We start from the raw sequence: 22,224 nt of genomic DNA, 5'->3' as shown, positions 1-22,224 counted from the left end.
ATTTAGAGAATAGAACGAACTATTCTCTAAAAGACATATCTAAATTTTTTGATTCTTCTTTTATATTTTTACTCGTATCTTCACTTTGCTCAAATCCTCCACCAAATGCTTTGATTACATCTACTATGGAATTGGCATAAGAATATTTAGTATTATTAAAAGCAACCGCAGCATTAAGCCAATTTTGACGTGCCTCTAAATAATCTTGCAAAGACATTTCTCCTATATCATAGCGTTCTTTAGCAATTTCATAGATTCTTTTATAAGATTGTTCGCTTGCTTGTGCGTTATCGTATTGTAAGCGTATAGTTTTTCTAGCTACTAAAGCATAGCGAATTTCTCCAAAAGCAGTAATCAAAGTATTTTGATAATTTACAAAAGCTTCATCTTTATTAAGCTTAGCTAAATTTACATTTTGGTAAATTTCACCCCAATGAAAAATAGGCAGAGTAAAGTTTCCACCTATATTCCAAGTCTTAGAACCTCCTTTAACCAAGGTATCTAAATCCCCACTTTCAAATCCCAATAATCCTGTTAAAGAAAGGCTAGGTAAGAAAGCCGTGCGAGCTACTCCAACAAGATAATTTTGCTGAGTTAATTTTTCTAAAGAAGAGCCAATATCTGGACGTTGAAGCAAGATGGTGCTTGAAATTCCAGTTGGAATGTCAAATTCTTTAAGATTAAAAACTTGATAGCTTTGATTTTTGTAAAGTATGTCATTTAAATCATTTGAAGTTAAAATTTTTAAAGCTTTAAGGTAATTTTCTTTATTTAATTTTGCTTCATTATATTGCAAAGCCATACTTTCTAAGTTGGCTCTTGCTTGAGCAAGTTCATATTCACCTACAGCACCAACTTGAAATTTTTCATCATTAATCCTATAAATTTCTTTTGCAGATTCATAGGCTTCTTTAAGAGCATTTTCATTTTCATAAGCATTTACAAGATTAAAATAAGTTTGAACTGTATTTGAAATAACAGAAAGTCTTGCAGCTTCATAATCATACTCACTTGCTTTAAAGCCTGATTTTGAGGCGCGATATGTATCGCGATATTTTCCCCAAAGATCGATTTCATAGCTTAAATTAAGCCCCATTTTAAAGTCATTACCGTAACTTACTTCCCCAGTTCGATTGCTTGGAGCATTTATAGCTGTTTTTGCACGACTACCGCTTGCGCTACCATCAAATTTTGGCAACAAACTGCTAAAATCTATACCTAATTGAGCAGCAGCTTGTTCCATGTGTATGAAGGCAAGTTTTAAATCATTATTATTTTTAAGTGCTAAATCAACCACTTTATTTAAATTTTCATCATCAAAATCTTTCCACCAATTTTTTGTGATAGAGCTATTGTTTTCTTTTTCCCAGGATAAGGCTCCAAGCTTATTATCAATGCTATAGTTTGCTTCGGGAATATTTAAATTTGGACTTAAAGAGCAAGCTGAAATCAAAAGAGCAAAACTTGCTATAGCGCTAATTGAAATTATTTTATTCATGAACCTTACCTCTTTTTTTATCTAGCCATTCATTAAAATTTTCTAAAAGATAGAAAAATAAAGGCACAAAGAATATCGCTAAAGTTGATGCTGCGATCATTCCACCAATAAGCCCTGTTCCTAAAGAGTGTCTTGAAGCACTTCCTGCTCCTGTTGCGAAAATCATTGGCAAGACTCCAAAAGTAAATGCTAAAGAAGTCATTATGATAGGACGAAAACGAAGTTTTGCCGCTGCAACAGCTGCTTCAAAAACTCCTTTGCCTTTTTTAAAGCGCTCTTCCATTGCAAATTCTACAATCAAGATAGCATTTTTAGCTGAAAGTCCAATCAAGAGCAAAAGTCCTGTTTGAAAATATATATCATTGCTAAATCCTCTTAAATATACCAATAAAAATGATCCAAATACCGCAAAAGGCACGGCTGTTACAACTGCTAAAGGTATAAGCCATCTTTCATATTGGGCAGCTAGAATTAAAAAGACAAATATCATTCCTAAAGCAAAAGCATAGCTTGCTGTTCCTTTGCTAGAAACTTCTTGATAGGCTGATCCACTCCAAGCTATGGAATAATCATCCCCTAAAGTTTCTTTTGCTACTTGAGCAATCGCTTCTATAGCTTGACCTGAAGTATAACCTGGTGCGGGTTGACCTTGAACTTGTGCTGCTGGGAAAAGGTTGAATCGTTTTACATCATCAGGCCCTGAACTTCTTTGTAAAGTTAAAAAAGAATCAAGTGGTATCATTTTTCCATCGTTTGATCTTACAAAAATATTTTTTAATGCATCTTGTGTATTTCTAAAATCACCTTTTGCACGGATATTTACTTGGAAGTTTTTGCCTAACATAGAAAAATCATTAACATAATAAGTACCTATAGTTGCATTCATTGTGTTAAAAACATCTTGCATGTTAAGATTGTAATGTTTTAATTTATCTCTATCAATTATAAGCTTGTATTGAGGGAAAGTTGTATCAAGAGTTGTTCTTACTCTTGATAGCTCTTTTCTTTGGTTGGCTACAGCAACAAGCTTATTTACATCTTTTTGTATTTCATCATAGCTTTTTCCACTTTTGTTTTGAACATACATTTCAAAACCACCTGTGATACTTAATCCAGGTATAGGAGGTAGGCCTATAAATATACTTGAAGCATTGCGATCAAAAGCAAATTTTTTATTAAGCTCCATGGCGATTTCATCAGCACTCACATTTCTATCTTTCCAATCTTGCAAGCCTATAAACATTGCAGCAGCGTTTTCTTTTAATGAGCTTGTAAAAAGATCAAATCCTATCATAGCCATTGCATCTTTAACTCCATTAGTTTTTAAAACTTCTTGGCTTATGTGATCAACTTCTGAAATTGTTCTATGGAGTGCTGAAGCTGAAGGAAGGTTGATAATGCTAATCATCAAACCTTGATCTTCTTCAGGAACTAAAGAATTTGGCACAGCTTTATTAAGATAAAAAATCGCTCCAAGCATAATACAAAAAATTAAAACAAAACGAATGGTTCTTTTTAGAATATATGCTACTCCTGCGCTAAATACAGAGGTGCTCCAATCAAAAAAATCATTAAATTTCTTTACAAATTTAAATGGCTCTCCTTCATTACGTCGCAAAAAGAGTGCGCATAAAGAAGGTGTTAAGGTAAGAGCAACAAAACCTGATATAGTTACAGATATAGCTAAGGTAAGGGCAAATTGTCTTTGAATTTCTCCAACAAAACCTGATATAAAAGAAACTGGTACAAAAACAGCACAAAGCACAAGAACAATTGAAATAACCGGAGAACTAACTTCTTGCATCGCTTGGATAGCAGCATCTTTTACGCTTATTTGTTCATTTTCATGTAAAATCCTATCGATATTTTCTACAACTATAATCGCATCATCTACAACGATCCCTATGGCTAAAACCAAAGCAAAAAGCGTAAGCAAGTTAATACTAAAACCTAAAACATAAAGTCCAGCAAAAGTTCCTAACAATGAAACAGGTACAGCTATCATAGGAATAAGTGTTGCACGGAAATTCTTTAAGAACATATACATAACAATGATAACTAAAATTAGAGCTTCAACAAAAGTTTTAACAACTTCTTTGATTGATTCTATTACAAATTTTGTTGTATCGTAAGGAATTTTATATGTTAAACCTTTTGGGAAATTTTTTGAAAGTTCTTGCATTTTAGCTTGAACAAGTTCTGCTGTATGCAATGCGTTTGCCCCTGATTGAAGATTGATCATAATCGGAACTGCATCATTGCCATTTAATCGTCCTTGTGAGCTGTATTGTTGTGACCCTATTTCTACATCAGCTACATCTTTAAGTCTTAAAAATGATCCATCATCATTTGTTCTTAAAATAATGTTTTCAAATTCACTAGGATTTTGTAGTCTTCCTTGCATAGTGATTGAATAAACATAAGGGGATTTTTGGGTTACAGGTTCTTCGCCAATTTTACCAGTTGCATACTGGGCATTTTGGTCATTAACCGCAGAAATTACATCAGTAGCTGTGATTCCAAATTTATTTAATAAATCAGGCTTGAGCCAAATTCTTAAAGAATAATTACGATTTCCTATGGCGTTTGCATCTCCAACCCCTGGAACTCTTTTTAACTCATCTAAAACATTTAGAGCGATGTAATTGTATACATCCACCGCACTCATTGAACCATCATTTGAATACATAGAAATTGCAGCAAGTGTTGCTGAGGAAGTTTTTCTAACAGTTACTCCAAGTTTTTTAACTGCATCTGGCATTTTTGCAGTTGCAGCTGAAATTCTATTGTTAACATCTATGGTGGCTTGATCAGGATCTGTGCCGATATCAAAATAGACAGTCAAGCTCATAGTTCCTGAAGAACTTGAAGTTGAATCCATGTAAATCATATTATCCGCGCCATTGATTGCATCTTCGATAGGACTGGCAACTGTTGAAGCAATGGTTTGTGCATCAGCTCCTGTATAAGTTGCGCTTACTTTAACTGTAGGCGGAGTTAAAGAAGGATATTGTTCTATAGGTAAATTTGTAAGACCTATGGTTCCAGCCAAAGAAATTATAATTGCAACAACTGAAGCAAAAACAGGTCTTTCAATAAAAAATTTAGAAAACATTATTGTGCTCCAATTTCTTTAACTTCGCTACCAACTTGAATTTTTTTAAAGTTGTCTAAAATAATTTTATCGCCATTTTGCAACCCTTTGTCAATAATAGCGTATTCATTGTTTTGGTAGCTTATATGTACAGAAGATTTTTCTACTTTTCCATTTTTAACAAGAAGAACATAAACATCATTTTGATCTTGTTTAACAGCTATTTGAGGCACTTTAAAGCCATTTTTTTGTATAAAACCTTCTGAAGTAATTGTTGCAAAAGCACCTGGTAAAAGTGTTGATTTATTGTTATCAAATACGGCTTTGGCTTTTACTGTTCCACTATTAGCATCTATAACCGAATCAATAAAATAAAGTTTGCCTTGAACGGTTTCTCCATTAAGATTTAAATTTGCATGAATGCTGTCTAAGTCCCATTTTCCACTTTGAGTATTGCGGACTAAATTTAGCTTATCTGTATCTGAAATAAAGAAATCTGCGTAAATAGGATTTAAATTTGTAACTCTAACTAGTTCAGTTGTTGAGGCACTTACATAATCTCCTATATTAACTAAAGCATCTCCTACAGTACCATCAAAAGGAGCTTTTATTTCGGTATGATCTAGATCAATTCTTGCATTTGCAAGTTGTGCTCTAGCACTTGCTAGACTAGCTTTTGAATTGTTAAATGTAGCAAGAGAAGAGTCGTATTCCTTTTGAGAGATTGCATTTTTACTAAAAAGAGCTTTAGAACGATTAAAATCCTTGCTTGCATTTTCAAAAGTTGCTCTAGCCATTAAAGCTTGTCCGTAAGCCGAATCAACACTAGCTTTAAATTTATCTTGCTCTATAATAAATAATGTTTGTCCTTTTTTTACCTTATCCCCAGCTTTAAAAAGTTTATTTACTATTACGCCACTAACTTGAGGTTTTATAATGACATCATAATCGCTGACAAGTTTAGCAGGGTAAGTAAAACTAAGTGGTAAATCTTCAGATTTAGCACTCATGGTTGTTACAGGTTGAGGCGGCATTTGTATTTTTGGTGCTTCTTCTTTGCTACAAGCAGTGAGTAAAAGCACAACACCTAAAGCTAAAATAGTATTTTTTTGAAATAATTTCATGGTTTTGCCTTGAAAAATTAAATTAAAAATTGTAATATTTATTACAAAAATTTTTGGCTAATTATATCTTAATTTTGGTTAATAAAATTATTTTTAAGCTTTGGAGCCATTGATCCCATTTAGAAAAACGTTTACAACAAATTCAACATGTTCTTTTTGTTCTTTTTTATTTTTCAAAGGAGTATTAATTAAAACATTAAGATGATGATAAGGTTCTTTTAACATAGTACAAAAAAGAACAGCAAGTTTTTCTGCATTTTTTTTCATATAAGAATTATTTTGTTGCTTGAAAAAATCCATAAGTATGTTATAGGAAAAATTTTGTTGATTATTTTCTATCCAATTGGCAAGATGTCTATCTTTGTCATAAACTTGAGAATAGATAATTTTACCAAAAGCTACAGCTTCTGGTTGATTGAAAATTTCTATAAAAGCTAAACCAAAAGAAGTTAAAATTTCTTTTAAAGTGCCATTTTCAATTTCTTGTGTTTTGGAATAAATAAGATGAAAGTGTTTTTTACATATGTCATCTAAAATTTCAAAGAATAGCCCTTCTTTACTTTTAAAACCATCATAAATATTAGAATAAGATCCTCCGGATAATTTAATAATATCACTCAAACTTGTTTCTTGGTATCCTTTTGTTAAAAAAAGCTCTAAGGCCACTGCTTTGATTTTTTCTTGTCTGGCTAAAACTTTTTGTGACGGTGTTCTATTTGAGTTCATTTTTATCCTTTATAAGAGTGCTTTTAGGGTATACAAATATACTTTTTCTAAAAACCGAAATTTTTTCATTATCCTTTGCGTAAGCTTTTATATGTAAAGGAAAGATTACATCTTTTTTATCATTATTTGCTAAATTTTTTGTAGCCCTGATAACAACTATTTTTTTGATTTGTTCTCCTGCTTTTAATTTAAAAGGTTTGTTTGGTCTTATGATTTCAATTCCATCATTTATTCCTTCTAAATTTGCTGTAAAATAATATTCATGAGGTTTAGAATCTGTATTTTGAAACAAAAAGGTATAAGCATTTGAAATGACTAATTCACCTTTAATATTTGAAATATTATATAATTCGCTACTACGATTGATGTTTAAAAGCATGCTTTCTTTTTTGCTTCCCATGATGATTAAAGCCAATAAAGCAATTAAAAGAACTATAAAATATGCTATCGTTCTAAATCTTAAATAATGAACCTTAGAACGCGTTTCAATAGCTTTTGCACTTGTCCAATTGATCAAACTTGGACGATTAAATTTGCTTTGTACCTTAGAGCAAGCATCGGCACATTCAAGACAATTAATACATTCAAGTTGCATTCCTTTGCGTATGTCAATATGAGTTGGACAGATGCTAACACAGGCTTCACAACCTATGCATTCTCCCTCAGGCGGTTTTTTATGAAGTTTGGTGTGTCCATCATAGATCAAGCCCCCGCGTTTTTCATCGTAGATCACTTGCATTGTATCATGATCGAACATTACAGATTGTATTCTTGCATAAGGACAGACATAAACACAAAATTTTTCTTGTAAGTAGGTAATATCCAAAGTAAAAAGTAAGCTAGCACAAAATAAAATTCCAAGTAAAAGTAGATGCTCGCCAGGATTTTGAATATAATTGAAAAAATCTTCAGGAGGAATAAAGTACCAAAGTAAATTACTAACAGCAACTAAAGATATAAAATAAAAAATTATTACTCCAAGAAATTTTTTAAAATATTGCCCTCCATATTCTTTTTGTTTGTTATTGATATTTTTGCGAATTTTAAGAAATTTAGTTTGTATGATATCTCTATATATAACTCTAAAAATCGTTTGTGGACAACTCCAAGCACACCAAATTCTTCCACCTAAAGTTGTAATAAAAAAAATAAATAAAAAAAGAAATATAAGAACAAAAGGCATGAGATAAAATTCTTGTGTTGAAAAAGAAATAAAAAATAGGTTTAATTTAGAATGATCAAAACTTAAAAGAAAAAAATGATTCTCATTAATTCTTATGAAAGGTAGGGCAAATATGATAATACTTGCAATTAAATATACAAAATATCGTTTTTTTGTATAGTTTGTAATGTGTCCTTGCATTTTTAGACCTTAATTATAATTTTTTAGCACTTTGTAATTAAGGATTATAACCGATAAAAACTAAAACAATTTTTAAATGCTTTCTAAGTTAGAATTAATAAGAAGTGTTTTATAATTATATTTCACAACAAAAATTTACACAGAAAGGTGGTGAGGACTGTGCCAGGAATCAAGGTGCATCCTAACGAGTCTTTTGATGAAGCGTATCGTAAATTCAAAAAACAAGTAGATAGAAATCTAGTTGTAACTGAAGTAAGAGCAAGAAGATTTTTCGAGCCTATGACTGAAATTCGCAAAAAACAAAAAATTTCAGCACGCAAAAAAATGCTTAAAAGACTTTATATGCTTAGACGCTACGAGTCAAGACTCTAACCCAAAAGCCCGAAAGGGCTTTTTTTATATCTACGAACTTCATTTGGTATTAAATTAAAAAGTATTTATTATTTTTTGTTAAAATTTCTAAATTTAAATTTTCTGTTTTTAGGATAAACTCTATGAAAAAAATCAAAAAAATCATTCAAATTGGTATGATAGGTGGTTTAGCAGCTGTTGCTGGAGGTGCTTTAGCAGGTTGTGGAAGTAATAATGACAATGCAGATACTTTAAATCAAGCAGCTAATGCTCAAGGAGCTTTTGTAATTATCGAAGAAACAGCTCCAGGGCAGTATAAAATCAAAGATCAATATCCAAGTGATGAAACAAGGGTAGTTTTAAAAGATCTTAATGGTACAGAAAGAATTTTATCCAAAGAAGAAATGGATGCTTTGATTAAAGAAGAAGCAGCTAAAATTGACAATGGAACTTCAAATTTAACTAAAGATAATGGGCAAATCAGTAGTGGGGGATTGAGTTTAGGAGAAACTTTACTCGCAAGTGCTGCAGGTGCTATTTTGGGAAGTTGGATAGGTTCAAAACTTTTCAATAATCAAAATTTTGCTAATCAACAACGCGGTGCTTTTTCAAATCAAAGTGCTTATCAAAGGAGTGTCAATAGTTTTAATAAAGCAGGCACAACAAGTTCTACTTCAAGTGCTAAAAAATCAGGTTTTTTTGGTGGAGGCTCTAAAGCTGCAAGTTCTAGTTCCTCTTTTGGCTCTTAAGGATAAATAATGCAATTACTACAAGTAGATAAACTTCAAAAAGATTATTTAGAAAATATAGGTTTTTCTTGGCATACAGATGAAGATGGAAGTGATTATATTAGCAATAAGTTAGTTTGTGTTAAAGAAAGCGAAGCTAATGCTTATTATGAAGCAGTAAATGAACTTTATGATATGTTTATTGCTGCAGCGCAAGAAGTGATTGATAATGATCGTTTTGATGAGCTTGGAATTCCTTTTAATCTTATTGATGCGATTAAGATGAGTTGGGAAAATGAAGTGCATTGGCATTTATATGGGCGTTTTGATTTAGCGGGTGGACTTGATGGCAAGCCTATAAAACTTATAGAATTTAATGCTGATACCCCTACTGCTCTTTTTGAAAGTGCGATTTTACAATGGGCGCTTTTAAAACAAAATGGAATGGATGAAAGCGCACAATTTAACAGCATTTATGAAAGTTTGATGGATAATTTTAAAAGACTTATTACCCTTGATGAAAGTGTTGAAGGGTTTGAAGAGCATTATCAAGGATGGAAAATTCTTTTTTCAAGTGTTGCAGGAAGTAAAGAAGAAGAAATCACTACAAAATTACTTTCTCATATAGCCAATGAAGCAGGTTTTCAAACTAATTTTTCCTTTGTAGATGAGGTGGAATTTAGTGAAGAGGGTGTTTTTAAAGAGGGTGAAAATTATGAGTATTGGTTTAAGCTTATTCCTTGGGAAGATATAGCCATAGAAGAGGGTGAACTTGCCATGCTTTTAACTCAAATTATGCGTAATCAAAGAGCAATTATTTTAAATCCTGCTTATACACTTTTATTTCAATCTAAGGGAATTTTAAAAATTCTATGGGAACTTTATCCAAATCATCCATTACTTTTAGAAACAAAAGATACTCCTTTGGAAGGTAAAGACTATGTTAAAAAACCTGTTTTTGGTAGAGAAGGCGCAAATATCAGTATAATTAAAGATGGAAAAACTTTGCATGAGAATGTAGGTCCTTATGGGAATAATAAGGTTATTTATCAAGAATATGTAGAGTTTAATTCATGTGAAAACGAATACTATCAAGCAGGTGTTTTCTTTGCTTATGAAGGGTGTGGCTTAGGATTTAGAAAAGGAGGACTTGTGCTTGATAATTATTCTAAATTTGTAGGACATATTATAAAGGATTAGAAATGAAAATTGTTTGTTTAGATGCGGCAACTTTAGGGGATTATGATTTAAGTGTTTTTGAAAAATTTGGTTCTTTGCAAATTTATACTATAACAAATAAAGAGCAAACCATAGAGCGTTTAAAAGATGCTAATGTCGCCATGACAAACAAGGTTGTAATTGATAAAGATGTGATTGATGCTTGTAAAAATTTAAAACTCATTTTAGAAACTGCAACAGGGGTTAATAATATCGATATTGAGTATGCTAAAGAAAAAGGTATTATTGTAAAAAATGCTGCTGGGTATTCTACTATGAGTGTGGTGCAACATACTTTTGCGTTTATGTTTGCTTTTTTAAATCAAATACCTTATTATGACAAATGGAGCAAAGAGGGTAAATGGTGTGAAAGTCCTATTTTTACAGATTATAGTAGAATTTTAAACACCTTAAGTGGTAAAAAACATGGTATTATAGGTTTAGGAACCATAGGTAAAGAAGTGGCAAAAATTTCAAAGGCTTTTGGAGCCGAAATTTATTATTATTCTACGAGTGGAGCTAATAAAAACGCAGATTTTGTACATTTGGAATTAAAAGATTTATTAAAAACTTGCGATATTATAAGTATCCACGCACCTTTAAATGAAAAAACCAAAAATTTACTCGCCTTTGAAGAATTAAAGCATTTAAAAGATAATGCGATTTTGATTAATGTAGGAAGAGGCGGGATTGTCAATGAAAATGATTTAGCTAAAATCATAGATGAAAAAAATATTCGTGTAGGGCTTGATGTTTTAGAAATTGAACCTATGATGAAAAATCATCCACTTTTAAGCATTAAAAATAAAGAAAATCTTATTATCACTCCTCATGTTGCGTGGGCGAGCAAGGAGGCTTTAAATGCTTTAATGGATATAGTTTATAATAATTTAAAAGAATGGATAGAAAATGGCAAGTGAACATAGTTTTGATATTTCAGCAGCTTTAGATAAACAAGAGTTAAAAAATGCTTTTGAACAAGCTAAAAAAGAACTTGATAGTCGTTATGACTTAAAAGGAATTAAGTGTGAGATTGATTTAAGCGAAAAAGAGAGTATTTTTAAACTCAGTTCTTCTAGTGAAGGAAAGCTTGATGTTTTAAGAGATATAGTGATTTCTAAACTTATCAAAAGAGGAATTAATCCTAATGTTATTAAAGAGCTTTCTCGTGAAAGTGGAGCAATGTTTCGTTTAAATTTGAAAGCAAACGATGCTATTGATAGTGAAAATGCCAAAAAAATCAATAAAGCTATCAAAGATAGCAAACTTAAAGTTAATTCTTTGATTCGTGGTGAAGAAATTCGTGTTGTAGCAAAACAAATTGATGATTTACAAGCTGTGATGAAGCTTGTAAAAGAGCTTGATTTAGAGTTAAATATCAGTTTTAAAAATCTTAAATAAGGTCAAATTTGAAGCATTGTTTAGCTCTGTGTTTTATTTTTTTTCTTTGTGCTTGTAGTGTGAAAAATCAAAATTTTTCGAGTCAAAGCTTGATGGTTTTGATTGCTTCTCCTATGATAAAAATCAATGACGCAGCTTTTTTAAAAAAAGAAAATAATGCTTTAAATTTAGAAGTTTATAAACTAGGGCAAGCTTTTTTTGAACTCAAAATCAAAGATAAAATTTGTATCAATGCAGTGTGTTATGATAAAAAAGTGTTTAATCAAAAATTTTTTAAAAATGTATATTATGATGATATTTTAAGTGATATTTTAAAGGCAAATGCTTTATGGCAGGGTAAAAATTTAGAAAAAACTGATTGTGGTTTTGAACAAAATTTAAAAGCAAAAAATTATGAAATTTTTTATCAAGTTTGTGATAATAAAGTAAGTTTTTTTGATAAAATTTCACATACTAAAATTATCTTAACGCATATTCAAAATTGAAGGATAGAGTTTGAAATTTTTTTTACTGGTATTTTGCTTTGTAAATCTAGCTTTAGCGAAAATTTATAAAGGTGAATTGTATTTTTATCATTTGCAGGATAAAGAAATTTTTGCCATAGTTTATGATAATGCACCTATGACCCCACTTTTTGACAGGGATAAAAATCAAACAAGTTCTAGTTTTTTAATTGTTGATGATATAAATGGAAATTTAGAGATTCCGCTCGTTAAGACAAATGATTTTTGGCAGGATGAGCGTAAAAAATATAAAATCAATTCTTCTAAAATGCTTACATATGATAATAAAAATTTTCAAGGAGAAAATTTAGGAACAACTACTTTAGAACTTGTCGAAACGCAAGATGGCATTCGTATAAAGCGTAGTCTTGATTTTATAGGTTTTAATGATGATTTTAAAGAATTTCATCCTGTTCATAAGGGTGTATTTAGCTTTGAGCAAATTTGCCAAAAACCTATTTTTTTACAAGATGGAAAAATTAGTTTTGAAGAATGGTATTATTTTTATGAAGATGGTATGAGTCGTGCTATTTTAGAGTTAAATAATTTTGTTTATGATATTAATGCTCACGCATTTGTAAAACTAAATGATTTGTATAATACTGAAAATCAAAAATTTCAAAATCTTTTACATGAGAAGCTTAAAAATACATGTGATGAGTGTTTTGAAGATCTGCAAAATTTACAATTTAATAATAATTTTTTGCTTAATAATGGAAAACTAAAAATTTGTTATCTACCTTTTGAAGGTCATTTTTTAGATGAAAATATTTGCGTAGAATTTAATGAAGATGAGCTTAAGGAATTTAAAAAATAATGGAAAAATTAAAAAATTTTTTAAGTTTGAAAAATATAGAAGATACTCAAATTTATAAAGAGCTTAAGTGTGCTAAAAATGAAGCTTTGATTCTTAGAGAGCTTTGTAGAAATTATGTCGTTTCTATTTCTTCTATCAATGCCTTTACTTTATTATCGACAATTTTTGGAAATGATAAGTATCTTTATCTTGATGCTTTGGAGGATTTAAAAAAACTTATCGAAAGAGGTTTTGTAAATCAAAATTCGAGTTTTTTTAAAAGTTTGGAAAATAATAAAACTCAAACATTAACTCTTGCCTTATTGCAAAGTGAGCTTAGTTTAAGTGAATATTTTTTAGAATTTTTAGAAGCAAAACCTCGTTTAAACTTTGAGAAACAAGAGGCTTATGCAGATTATTTAGAATATTTAAAAGATGAATTTGTGCGTATTCAATTATACGAAAGATTAAGTTTTATACAAAAAAGTGCTTATAATAGTGAAATAAAAAATCAAATTAAACTTTATGAAAAACATATCAAAGAAAGACTAAAAAAAAGTAAATTTTATAATGTATTGGCTGATATTTTTAAAGAATACAATCTTGAACATAAAGAACAAATTATTTTTCTAGCACTTTTAAAAGAAGAATACGCCTTAAGTAATGAAAGTTCGATTTCTAGAGAAATGAATTCTTTACTTTCTTTAATCAGTGAAAATGATTTAGAAAGACACAAAAATAAAAAACTATTACAAGAAAATGCTCCTCTTTTAAACTTAATCGAGTATGATGAATATTTAAATGCTTTTGGAGATATTTCTAAAAGTTTTTTTATTATTGATGAAATTTTACAAAGAATTATAAATTTTGAACCAAAACAAAGTAAAAAAATCAAAATTGAAAGTGTTTTAAAAGATCAAGATATTTTCGAGCTTATAGAACCAAGCACTGACATCAATGATATTATTATGCCTGAAAATACAAAAGAGCTTTTAGAAAATATTTTAAAACAACAAGATAAAAAAGTCCTAGAAAGACTTCATTCTTGGGGTATAAAGAGCAATAAAAATATAGAAGCTAAAATTATTTTTTATGGTCCTGCTGGTACTGGAAAAACTATGTCAGCTTTAGCTATGGCTAAATCAATGAAAAAATCTGTTCTTAGTTTTGACTGTTCTAAAATTTTGAGCAAATGGGTTGGAGAGAGTGAGCAAAATGTAAGAAAAATTTTTGATACTTATAAAAATATTGTGCAAACTTGTAAACAAAGTCCTATTTTACTTCTCAATGAAGCCGATCAGTTTTTAAGTACGCGTGTAGATGGAAGTAGTGGTAGTGATAAAATGCATAATCAAATGCAAAATATATTCTTAGAGCAAATTGAGCGTTTTAGTGGTGTAATTATCGCTACGACAAATTTTTTAGAAAGCTTAGATAGTGCATTTTCAAGAAGATTTGATTATAAGATAGAATTTAAAAAACCTGATTTTAAAGATAGGCTTAAAATTTGGGAAAAATTTCTACCTAAAAAAGCATTATTTGAAAAAGATTTTGATATAAATATTTTATCAAATTATGAATTAAGTGGAGCACAAATTTTAATGATAGTAAAGAATACAGCTTTGAAAGTAGCTGTATCACAAGATGGGGTTTTTAAAATGCAAGATTTTATAGAAAGCATACAAAAAGAATTAAATTCAAGTTTTGATAAAAGTAAGATTGTTGGATTTTAACTTTTTTAATGTTTTTGTATAGCGAACTATAAAATAAAACAAAGCTACAATTAAAGCACTCCATTCCCAAAACATAGGAACTTTTGGGGTTAAAAAATAATGATAACTTGCCAAAACTAAGCATAAATATCCTAGTTTTCTGATTTTACTAAGTTTTTTAAAGATTTTAAAAGAACTTAAAAGCATTAAAAATATGATTAAAAACGCGATAAATCCACTTGCTTCTAATAAACGATGTGAAATATCATCGAAAAGCCTTGAAATTTGAGCATTTCTATCAAAAATAAAATAATTTAAAAAGTGCAAAATCGCCCAAAAAGCTGCAAAAATACCTAAAATTTTAGGATAATTTTTTGTTTTTTTAAATTTAAGTAAAGAAAATAAAAGACTTAAATTTAAAAAGATTAAAGCAAATATTCCAGTGTAAATGTAGGCTTCTTTTACAAAATCAAAGGCTTTTATGATATGATAAAAGCCATAGATTAAACTTATGATAAAGCTAAAATAAGCAAGAAATTTAAAGTATTTTGTCTGCATTAAAAATTCACTTTTAAGTCCATGTTTTTATATAAACTTGCCACTTCTTTTTCATAACCATTAAACATTAAAGTAGGCTTGGTAAAGAAGTCTCCTAAAGCCCTTTCGTTAGCTTGAGACCATCTAGGATGAGAAACATTAGGATTGACATTAGCATAAAAACCATATTCACTTGGAGCGTAACTTTCCCAAGTGGATTTAGGCTGTTCTTTGGTAAATTCTATTTTAACTATAGATTTAATACTTTTAAAGCCATATTTCCAAGGAACAACAAGGCGTATTGGAGCACCATTTTGAGGCTTTAAGGCTTTTTTATACATTCCTACTGCAAGCAAGGTAAGAGGATGCATAGCTTCATCCATGCGAAGTCCTTCTACATAAGGATAGTCTATAGTTGGAAATAAAGCGTCTTGATCGGGAAATTGGCTCTTATCTAAAAGAGTGGTGAATTTAACAAATTTTGCCTCGCTTGTAGGTTTTGCCATTTCAATCAAACGACGCAATTCAAAGCCTACCCAAGGTACCACCATAGACCAAGTTTCAACACAGCGAAAACGATAAATTCTTTCTTCTAGTGGGAATTTTAAAATATCTTCCATGCTTAAAGTTAAAGGTTTTTCTATTTCTCCACTGATATCGATTTTCCAATTTTGAGTATTGAAATTTTGTGCCAATGATACAGCCTTTTTTTTATCTGTTGAAAATTCATAAAAATTGACATAATTTGTAGCAAGTTCTTCATCGCTGATTTCAAGTTTGTTTGGATTAGTATCGCTTGTGAAATTTAAAGCAGATAATTTAGAAGCAAGCACGCTTGAACTTATTAAAGCACCTGCTCCAAGTTTTAAAAAATCTCTTCTTTTTTTATATAAATTCTCAGGGGTTATAATCATAATTTTTCCTTGTTAAAAATTTTTATTATTAAAACATAACAAGGATAATGATTATTAAATTTCTTGTAGAATTTTTTCGCAAATTTTTCTAGGGTTATTATCTTTATAAATAGGGCGTCCAACTACTATAAAATCGCTTAAATTTTCTCTAGCCATTGTTAAATTAGCGACGCGTTTTTGATCATCATTTTTCTCTCCAAATGGACGAATTCCTGGAGTGAGAGTTAGGAAATTTCTTTGAGTGTGTTCTTTGATGATTTTACTTTCAAAAACAGAGCATACCATACCATCAAGTCCATTTTCATAGGATATTTTTGAAAAATTAATTACAGCTTCTTCGATTTTTTGTCTATAAATACTAAAGAAATTTTCTTCATCAAAACTCGTAAGAGCAGAAACTGCTAAAACTAAAGGTCTTTTTGAAAATTTGCTAAGCCGTGTCATAACTTCTTGCATAGCTATTTTTCCAGCACTTGCGTGGATATTGATCATATCAACACCAAGTTTTGATATTTCTTCGCAAGCATCTGCCATAGTGTTGGGAATATCATGAATTTTAAGATCAAGAAATATTTTAAAATCATCAACTTTTTTAAGTTCTTCTATGAATTTAAAACCATCTCTTAAATATGCTCTTAAACCTACTTTTAACCATATGTCTAAATTTTTTAATTCTTTAGCAAGTTGCAAGCATTCTTCTTTTGTAGAAAGATCAAGTGCGACACAAAGCTTCATTTTTTAGCCTTTATCAAGGCATCTAAAACTCCATTTATAAATTTTGGAGAATTATCATTAGCAAGCTCTTTGGCAAGTTCTATAGCTTCATTGATAACAATGGCGCTAGGAGTATCGGTAAAAAGTAACTCATAAGCTCCAAGTCTTAGTATAGCTCTTTCTACATGTCCTAAAGCTGTAATTTGATTATCATTTAGAAATGAATTTAAGGTTTCATCAATATTGTTTAAATTGTCTAAAATTCCATGATATAAATTTAAAGTAAAATTTTTTTGTTCATTGCGTATTTTTTTTTCATCTAAAATTTCATCTACAAAAACGTTGTTTTGAGAATTTAATTCAAAAGCATAAAGCAAGGAGATGACGCTTTGGCGAACTTGATGACGCGTTGCCATTAAAGCTCCTTGCTTAAATTTAACATCTCGATTACAGTTGTCATAGCTTCAAAGCCTTTATTGCCTGCTTTGCTTCCAGCTCTTTCTATGGCTTGTTCTATTGTATCTGTAGTTAAAACACCAAAGCTTACAGGGATATTATGATTTAAACTCACATTGGCTATGCCTTTGGTGGTTTCTGCTGAAACATAGTCAAAATGCGGAGTTGAGCCACGAATTACTGCGCCTACGCAACAAATTGCATCAAATTTTTTGCTTTCTATAGCTTTTTTTAACGCATACGGAAGTTCAAAAGCACCAGGAACAAGTATAAGGCTTAGATTTTCCTCTTTGCCTCCGTGTCTTAAAAAAGCATCTTTTGCTCCTTCTACAAGGCGATCTGTGATGATATGATTAAATCTTGCATTAATGATAGCAATTTTTGTATTTGAGTCTAAATATAATTTTCCTTCAATAATGTTCATTTGTTTTCCTTTATGATATTTTGTATTTCTAGTAATGTATTAACGCAATTTTTAAGGCGTGTAAGATTAAGCATATTAGGTCCATCGCATAAAGCCTCGCAAGGATTAATATGTGTTTCAAAGAAAAAGCCATCTATGCCTACGGCTGCTGCCGCTCTTGCTAAAGGTTCTACAAATTCGCTTTTCCCTCCGCTACTTCCACCTGCAGCCCCTGGCATTTGTACACTATGGGTAGCATCAAAAATAACTGGAGCAAATTCACGCATAATAACTAAAGAACGCATATCTACTACTAGATTTCCATAGCCAAAGCTAGATCCTCTTTCAGCTACAAAAACACCATTTTTTTGAGCAGCTTCATAGCCTTCATTTTCTATGCCACGGGTTTGTAGAACTTTTTTAACGCTGTATTTGATATCGCTTGGGTTTAAAAATTGTCCTTTTTTGATATTAACTTTTGCCTTAGTTTTTGCTGCGGCTACAAGTAAATCGGTTTGACGACATAAAAAAGCAGGAATTTGCAAGACATCAGCTACTTCACTTACAGGGTTTGCTTGATTGCTTTCGTGTATATCGGTTAAGATTTTCATACCAAATTCATCTTTTACGCTTTGTAAAATTTTTAATCCTTCTTCAAGACCAGGACCTCGAAAAGAATTAATACTTGTGCGATTGGCCTTATCAAAACTTGATTTGAAATAAAATTCTATATTTGGATTTTCATTAAAGTTTTTTAACTGTTCAGCAACTTTAAAAATCAAATCTTTGCTTTCTATTACGCAAGGACCAGCAATGAGTATCATTTTTTTCATTTTTTTCCTTTGTTCTTAACTAAAATTAATCCACCAAAAATAATGCCTATTATACCTAAAAAAACCATAGTACTTGGTAAATTATCTCCTAAAATTATCCCAACTATCATACTAAATACTACATCAAGATAACTAACTCCAGCAACTACTCCTGCTTGTTTAGCGATACCATAAGCTTTAGTGACATGAATTTGATAAATGGTGCCTAAAGTTCCCATAATGGCAATGATAAGCCAAGCTGTAAGACTTGGCATCACAAAAGGTGCTAGAATGAAATCTAAATGTAAAGAATCAAGATGCTGTGGTTCAAAAAATTCAGCACTGATCATAGAAATTAAAGGCATTAAGGTTCCTAAAAGGATAAAAGAAAAGGCAATTTGTTCTGTAGTGTAAGATTTTCTAAGTTCTCTTACACTTGTAAGAGCTAAAGCAGCTAAAAATCCACTCGTGATACCTATAACTGAATTTTTTAAATCAAAGCCTGAATGATTTAAATTATGAGCCCAAGGCTGAGCGATTAAAAGCACTCCACCAAATGCTATTAAAATTCCTATCCAGCCTTTGATGCCAATATTTTCTTTAAAAACAACAAAAGCTATTAAAGTAATAAAAATAGGAGCAGTTTTTTGAAAAGCAAAAGCTCCACCTAGTGTAATATTTGAAACATTATAGAAAAACATATATAGTGAAAGCGTGCCTACTACTCCACGAAATACCAAGAGCCAAAAATGTCCCCCTTCTTTATGTGCCTTAGATTGCTTTAAAAGATAGACTATGAAAAAAATTCCTATGATATTTCTAAAAAACATAATTTCTATAGAACTCATTTCCTTGCTAAGAATTTTTGCACAAGCTCCCATAAGTGCAAAATCCAAACATGCTAAAATCATGAAATAAATTCCTAAATTATGCTTGATTACTTTTAGCATTTTTTTTCCTTGACTAAAATCTGGGTTAATTCTAGTCTTTTTTTGCTTAATATTAAGCCAAATTTTATATAATTTTAAAAATATAATTTTCTAGGAAAAAAATGCAAAGCATCATACTTATAGGCAAGCCAAATGTTGGTAAATCAAGTCTTTTTAATAGAATGGCAAGACAAAGAATAGCTATTACAAGTGATATTTCAGGTACAACTAGAGATACAAATAAAACGCAAATTCATATTCATTCAAAAAAAGCCATGCTTATTGATAGTGGAGGGCTTGATGAAAGTGATGAACTTTTTAAAAATGTGAAAAAAAACACTTTAAAAGTAGCCAAAGAAAGCGATATCATACTTTATCTAGTTGATGGAAAATTAGCGCCTGATGATGAGGATAGACAGTTTTTTTATTCTTTAAAAAAACTTGGAAAACCTATAGCCTTAGTGATTAATAAAGTAGATAATAAAAAAGATGAAGAAAGGGCTTGGGAGTTTGCAAATTTTGGCGTAAAGGAAATCTTTAATCTTTCAGTAACCCATAATGTAGGCTTAGATGAACTTTATGAATGGCTTGAAAAATTTTTACATGAAGAGTTTTTAATCCCCGATGAAGAAGAAAATTTAGAAGATTTTTTAGAGCATTATGAAGAAGGAAAAGAATTTCAATTTAAAGAAGTCGATCAAAATCATATCAGAGTGGGTATTGTAGGGCGTGTAAATGTTGGAAAATCAAGTCTTTTAAATGCTTTGGTTAAACAAGAACGTAGTGTTGTAAGTTCTATCGCAGGAACTACTATAGATCCTGTTAATGAAAGTGTAGTTCATAAAGATAAAGTGATAGAATTTGTTGATACTGCAGGTATTAGAAAAAGGGGTAAAATTCAAGGACTCGAACGCTTTGCCCTAAATCGCACGGAAAAAATTTTATCTCATTCTCAAATAGCACTTTTGGTTTTAGATGCGCATGAGGGCTTTAACGAGCTTGATGAACGCATTGCTGGGCTTGTGGCTAAGCATTATTTGGGTGTGATTATTGTTTTAAATAAATGGGATAAAAGTGAGATGGATTTTGATAAGACTGTAAAAGAATTGCGTCTTGATCGTTTTAAATTTCTAGCTTACGCACCCGTGATTAGTGTATCAGCTTTAAGTGGAAAAAGGGTGCATGTTTTACTCGATAAAATTTTGCAAATTTTTGAAAATTTCACTCAAAAAATCCAAACTTCTAAGCTTAATACGTTGATAGAAAATGCCACAAGAGCACATCCTTTGCCGCATGATTATGGGAAATTGGTTAAAATTTATTATGCAGTACAATATGACTTAGCACCGCCAAAAATTGCGCTTATCATGAATCGTCCTAAGGCTTTGCATTTTAGTTACAAGCGTTATTTGCAAAATCAAATCAGAAAAGAATTTAATTTTGAAGGTGTGCCTTTAGTGATTGCTTCGCGTAAAAAGGGCAGTAAAGAAAATGATGAAAGCTAAAAATATCGTTTTTATAGGATTTATGGGTTCTGGAAAAAGTACTTTAGCAAGAGCTTTGGCTAAGGATTTAGATCTTGTTTTTTTAGATAGTGATTTTTTAATAGAACAAAAATTTAATCAAAAAATCAGTGAAATTTTCGCACAAAAAGGCGAGATTTTTTTTAGAGAACAAGAGCAAAAAATGGCTGATTTTTTTAGTTCTTGTGAGAAAACTTGTATTGCTACAGGCGGGGGTTTTGTTAATGTTTCAAATTTAGAAAAAGTAGGTTTTTGTATTTATTTAAAAGCAGATTTTGAATATTTAAAAAAGCGTTTAGATGAAAATGAAATTTCTAAAAGACCTTTGTTTTATGATGAAATTAAAGCAAAAAAATTATATAATGAGCGTTTAAGCAAGTATGAACAAAAGGCAAATTTTGTTTTAAATATAGAAAATAAAAATATAGACAAGCTTTTAAGCGAGATTAAAAAGGTGATAAAATGAGAGTATTAACAGGCCTTCAGCCAAGTGGCGATTTGCATATAGGTAATTATTTTGGTGCGATTAAGCAAATGGTAGATGCACAAGAAAAAAGCCAAATGTTTATGTTTATTGCTAATTATCATGCCATGACTTCTTCTCAAGATGGAGAAAAACTTAAACAAAATTCCTTAAAAGCTGCTGCGGCTTTTTTAAGCCTTGGTATAGATCCGCAAAAGAGCGTTTTTTGGTTGCAAAGTGATGTTAAGGAAGTTATGGAGCTTTATTGGATTTTATCGCAATTTACTCCTATGGGTTTATTAGAGCGTGCGCATAGTTACAAGGATAAAGTTGCTAAGGGGCTTAGTGCTTCACATGGGCTTTTTTCTTATCCTGTTTTAATGGCAGCTGATATTTTACTTTTTGATACACAAATTGTTCCTGTGGGAAAAGATCAAATCCAACATGTTGAAATCGTACGTGATATTGCTTTAAAAGTTAATAATGAATGGGGTGAAATTTTTACCCTTCCAGAGGCTAAAGTTAATGAAGAAGTAGCTGTAGTTGTAGGCACCGATGGGGCAAAAATGAGTAAATCTTATCAAAATACTATAGATATTTTTAGCAGTGAAAAAACCTTAAAAAAACAAATTTCTTCCATAGTTACAGATAGCACCGCTTTAGAAGATCCAAAAGATCATGAAAACTGCAATATTTTTAAAATCGCAAAGCTTTTTTTAGATGAATCAGGGCAAAAAGAATTACAAATACGCTATGAAAAAGGTGGTGAGGGTTATGGACATTTTAAAATGTATTTAAACGAGCTTGTAAATGCTTATTTTAAAGAAGCAAGAGAAAAATATAATGAGCTTTTAGAAAAGCCTTTGCATTTGAAAGAAATTTTGGATTTTGGTGCGACAAAAGCAAGAAAAATCGCCCAAGAAAAAATGCAAAAAATTTATGAAAAAATCGGACTTTAA

At 30.6% G+C, this 22,224-nt stretch carries 22 protein-coding genes and 1 pseudogene; 11 read left to right on the top strand and 12 right to left on the bottom strand.

Annotated features, from left to right (window positions below; all coding sequences use genetic code 11):
- Window positions 1–19: 19 nt before the first annotated feature.
- The 5 genes from cmeC to ccoG form a co-directional block, all read right to left on the bottom strand.
- A complete protein-coding gene (gene cmeC, locus ELQ09_RS04985) occupies window positions 20–1,498 on the bottom strand; it encodes a multidrug efflux transporter outer membrane subunit CmeC (RefSeq protein ID WP_134263815.1) in 1,479 nt (492 codons plus the stop codon).
- A complete protein-coding gene (cmeB, locus tag ELQ09_RS04980) occupies window positions 1,491–4,613 on the bottom strand; it encodes a multidrug efflux RND transporter permease subunit CmeB (RefSeq protein ID WP_134224755.1) in 3,123 nt (1,040 codons plus the stop codon). Before cmeB ends, cmeC begins: the two co-directional genes overlap by 8 nt.
- Window positions 4,613–5,716 (bottom strand): multidrug efflux RND transporter periplasmic adaptor subunit CmeA, encoded by a 1,104-nt coding sequence (gene cmeA, locus ELQ09_RS04975; RefSeq protein WP_057042683.1) that lies wholly within the window; start codon window positions 5,714–5,716, stop codon window positions 4,613–4,615. The genes cmeB and cmeA overlap by 1 nt, the downstream gene beginning before the upstream one ends.
- 93 nt (window positions 5,717–5,809) lie before the next feature.
- A complete protein-coding gene (gene cmeR, locus ELQ09_RS04970; protein WP_002854190.1) occupies window positions 5,810–6,442 on the bottom strand; it encodes a multidrug efflux system transcriptional regulator CmeR in 633 nt (210 codons plus the stop codon).
- Window positions 6,429–7,805 carry a cytochrome c oxidase accessory protein CcoG gene (gene ccoG, locus ELQ09_RS04965; protein WP_057042684.1) on the bottom strand — a complete coding sequence of 459 codons (1,377 nt, stop codon included), beginning with the start codon at window positions 7,803–7,805 and terminating at the stop codon, window positions 6,429–6,431. Before ccoG ends, cmeR begins: the two co-directional genes overlap by 14 nt.
- 159 nt (window positions 7,806–7,964) lie before the next feature.
- Here ccoG and rpsU point away from each other — a divergent pair, with 159 nt between their 5' ends.
- The 8 genes from rpsU (at window position 7,965) to ELQ09_RS04920 (ending at window position 14,535) form a co-directional block, all read left to right on the top strand.
- The gene (gene rpsU, locus ELQ09_RS04960) at window positions 7,965–8,177 is read left to right on the top strand and encodes a 30S ribosomal protein S21 (RefSeq protein WP_002780697.1); all 213 of its coding nucleotides are present in this window, start codon (window positions 7,965–7,967) and stop codon (window positions 8,175–8,177) included.
- 122 nt (window positions 8,178–8,299) lie between these two features.
- A complete protein-coding gene (locus ELQ09_RS04950) occupies window positions 8,300–8,905 on the top strand; it encodes a UPF0323 family lipoprotein (RefSeq protein WP_002866630.1) in 606 nt (201 codons plus the stop codon).
- A 9-nt stretch (window positions 8,906–8,914) separates the two neighbouring features.
- A complete protein-coding gene (locus tag ELQ09_RS04945) occupies window positions 8,915–10,084 on the top strand; it encodes a glutathionylspermidine synthase family protein (protein ID WP_057042685.1) in 1,170 nt (389 codons plus the stop codon).
- Window positions 10,085–10,086: 2 nt separating this feature from the next.
- Complete coding sequence (locus tag ELQ09_RS04940) at window positions 10,087–11,022, top strand: D-2-hydroxyacid dehydrogenase (RefSeq protein ID WP_088303801.1); 936 nt, start codon at window positions 10,087–10,089, stop codon at window positions 11,020–11,022.
- Window positions 11,012–11,503, top strand: a complete 492-nt coding sequence (locus ELQ09_RS04935) for a YajQ family cyclic di-GMP-binding protein (RefSeq protein WP_088303802.1) — start codon at window positions 11,012–11,014, stop codon at window positions 11,501–11,503. The genes ELQ09_RS04940 and ELQ09_RS04935 overlap by 11 nt, the downstream gene beginning before the upstream one ends.
- An 8-nt stretch (window positions 11,504–11,511) precedes the next feature.
- On the top strand, window positions 11,512–11,988 hold the full coding sequence (locus tag ELQ09_RS04930; protein ID WP_002854442.1) for a hypothetical protein: 477 nt from the start codon (window positions 11,512–11,514) through the stop codon (window positions 11,986–11,988).
- A gap of 10 nt (window positions 11,989–11,998) precedes the next feature.
- A complete protein-coding gene (locus ELQ09_RS04925; protein WP_088303803.1) occupies window positions 11,999–12,823 on the top strand; it encodes a hypothetical protein in 825 nt (274 codons plus the stop codon).
- Window positions 12,823–14,535: an ATP-binding protein gene (locus ELQ09_RS04920; protein WP_070295332.1), complete on the top strand. Its 1,713-nt coding sequence runs from the start codon at window positions 12,823–12,825 to the stop codon at window positions 14,533–14,535. The genes ELQ09_RS04925 and ELQ09_RS04920 overlap by 1 nt, the downstream gene beginning before the upstream one ends.
- Here the strand turns inward: ELQ09_RS04920 and ELQ09_RS04915 are convergent.
- From ELQ09_RS04915 to ELQ09_RS04885, 7 genes and pseudogenes are all read right to left on the bottom strand, one after another.
- A complete protein-coding gene (locus ELQ09_RS04915; protein ID WP_052776093.1) occupies window positions 14,500–15,072 on the bottom strand; it encodes a sulfite oxidase heme-binding subunit YedZ in 573 nt (190 codons plus the stop codon). The genes ELQ09_RS04920 and ELQ09_RS04915 overlap by 36 nt on opposite strands.
- A complete protein-coding gene (gene msrP / locus ELQ09_RS04910) occupies window positions 15,072–15,965 on the bottom strand; it encodes a protein-methionine-sulfoxide reductase catalytic subunit MsrP (protein ID WP_002857634.1) in 894 nt (297 codons plus the stop codon). Before msrP ends, ELQ09_RS04915 begins: the two co-directional genes overlap by 1 nt.
- A gap of 57 nt (window positions 15,966–16,022) precedes the next feature.
- Window positions 16,023–16,700: pseudogene (gene pyrF, locus ELQ09_RS04905) on the bottom strand (orotidine-5'-phosphate decarboxylase); the annotation flags it as partial.
- Window positions 16,697–17,095 (bottom strand): transcription antitermination factor NusB, encoded by a 399-nt coding sequence (gene nusB / locus ELQ09_RS04900; protein ID WP_002854405.1) that lies wholly within the window; start codon window positions 17,093–17,095, stop codon window positions 16,697–16,699. The pseudogene pyrF and the gene nusB, both read right to left, overlap by 4 nt.
- Entirely contained in the window at window positions 17,095–17,559 is a 465-nt protein-coding gene (gene ribE, locus ELQ09_RS04895) for a 6,7-dimethyl-8-ribityllumazine synthase (RefSeq protein WP_002933962.1), read from the bottom strand. Before ribE ends, nusB begins: the two co-directional genes overlap by 1 nt.
- The gene (kdsA, locus tag ELQ09_RS04890) at window positions 17,556–18,371 is read right to left on the bottom strand and encodes a 3-deoxy-8-phosphooctulonate synthase (RefSeq protein WP_134224752.1); all 816 of its coding nucleotides are present in this window, start codon (window positions 18,369–18,371) and stop codon (window positions 17,556–17,558) included. Before kdsA ends, ribE begins: the two co-directional genes overlap by 4 nt.
- The gene (locus ELQ09_RS04885; protein WP_087695556.1) at window positions 18,368–19,300 is read right to left on the bottom strand and encodes an EamA family transporter; all 933 of its coding nucleotides are present in this window, start codon (window positions 19,298–19,300) and stop codon (window positions 18,368–18,370) included. The genes kdsA and ELQ09_RS04885 overlap by 4 nt, the downstream gene beginning before the upstream one ends.
- A gap of 101 nt (window positions 19,301–19,401) precedes the next feature.
- Between ELQ09_RS04885 and der the strand changes: the two genes are divergently transcribed.
- From der to trpS, 3 genes are read left to right on the top strand one after another with little or no spacing between them, the layout of a single operon-like run.
- A complete protein-coding gene (der, locus tag ELQ09_RS04880; protein WP_038816916.1) occupies window positions 19,402–20,784 on the top strand; it encodes a ribosome biogenesis GTPase Der in 1,383 nt (460 codons plus the stop codon).
- Window positions 20,771–21,268 (top strand): shikimate kinase, encoded by a 498-nt coding sequence (locus ELQ09_RS04875; RefSeq protein WP_072225852.1) that lies wholly within the window; start codon window positions 20,771–20,773, stop codon window positions 21,266–21,268. Before der ends, ELQ09_RS04875 begins: the two co-directional genes overlap by 14 nt.
- Complete coding sequence (trpS, locus tag ELQ09_RS04870) at window positions 21,265–22,224, top strand: tryptophan--tRNA ligase (RefSeq protein WP_087695559.1); 960 nt, start codon at window positions 21,265–21,267, stop codon at window positions 22,222–22,224. Before ELQ09_RS04875 ends, trpS begins: the two co-directional genes overlap by 4 nt.

It is taken from the genome of Campylobacter sp. CH186 (assembly GCF_004378925.1).
GTDB classification, from domain to species: Bacteria; Campylobacterota; Campylobacteria; order Campylobacterales; family Campylobacteraceae; genus Campylobacter_D; species Campylobacter_D jejuni.
The sequence above is the reverse complement of the archived record's forward strand: the minus strand, read 5'-3'. Positions and strand labels throughout refer to the sequence as shown.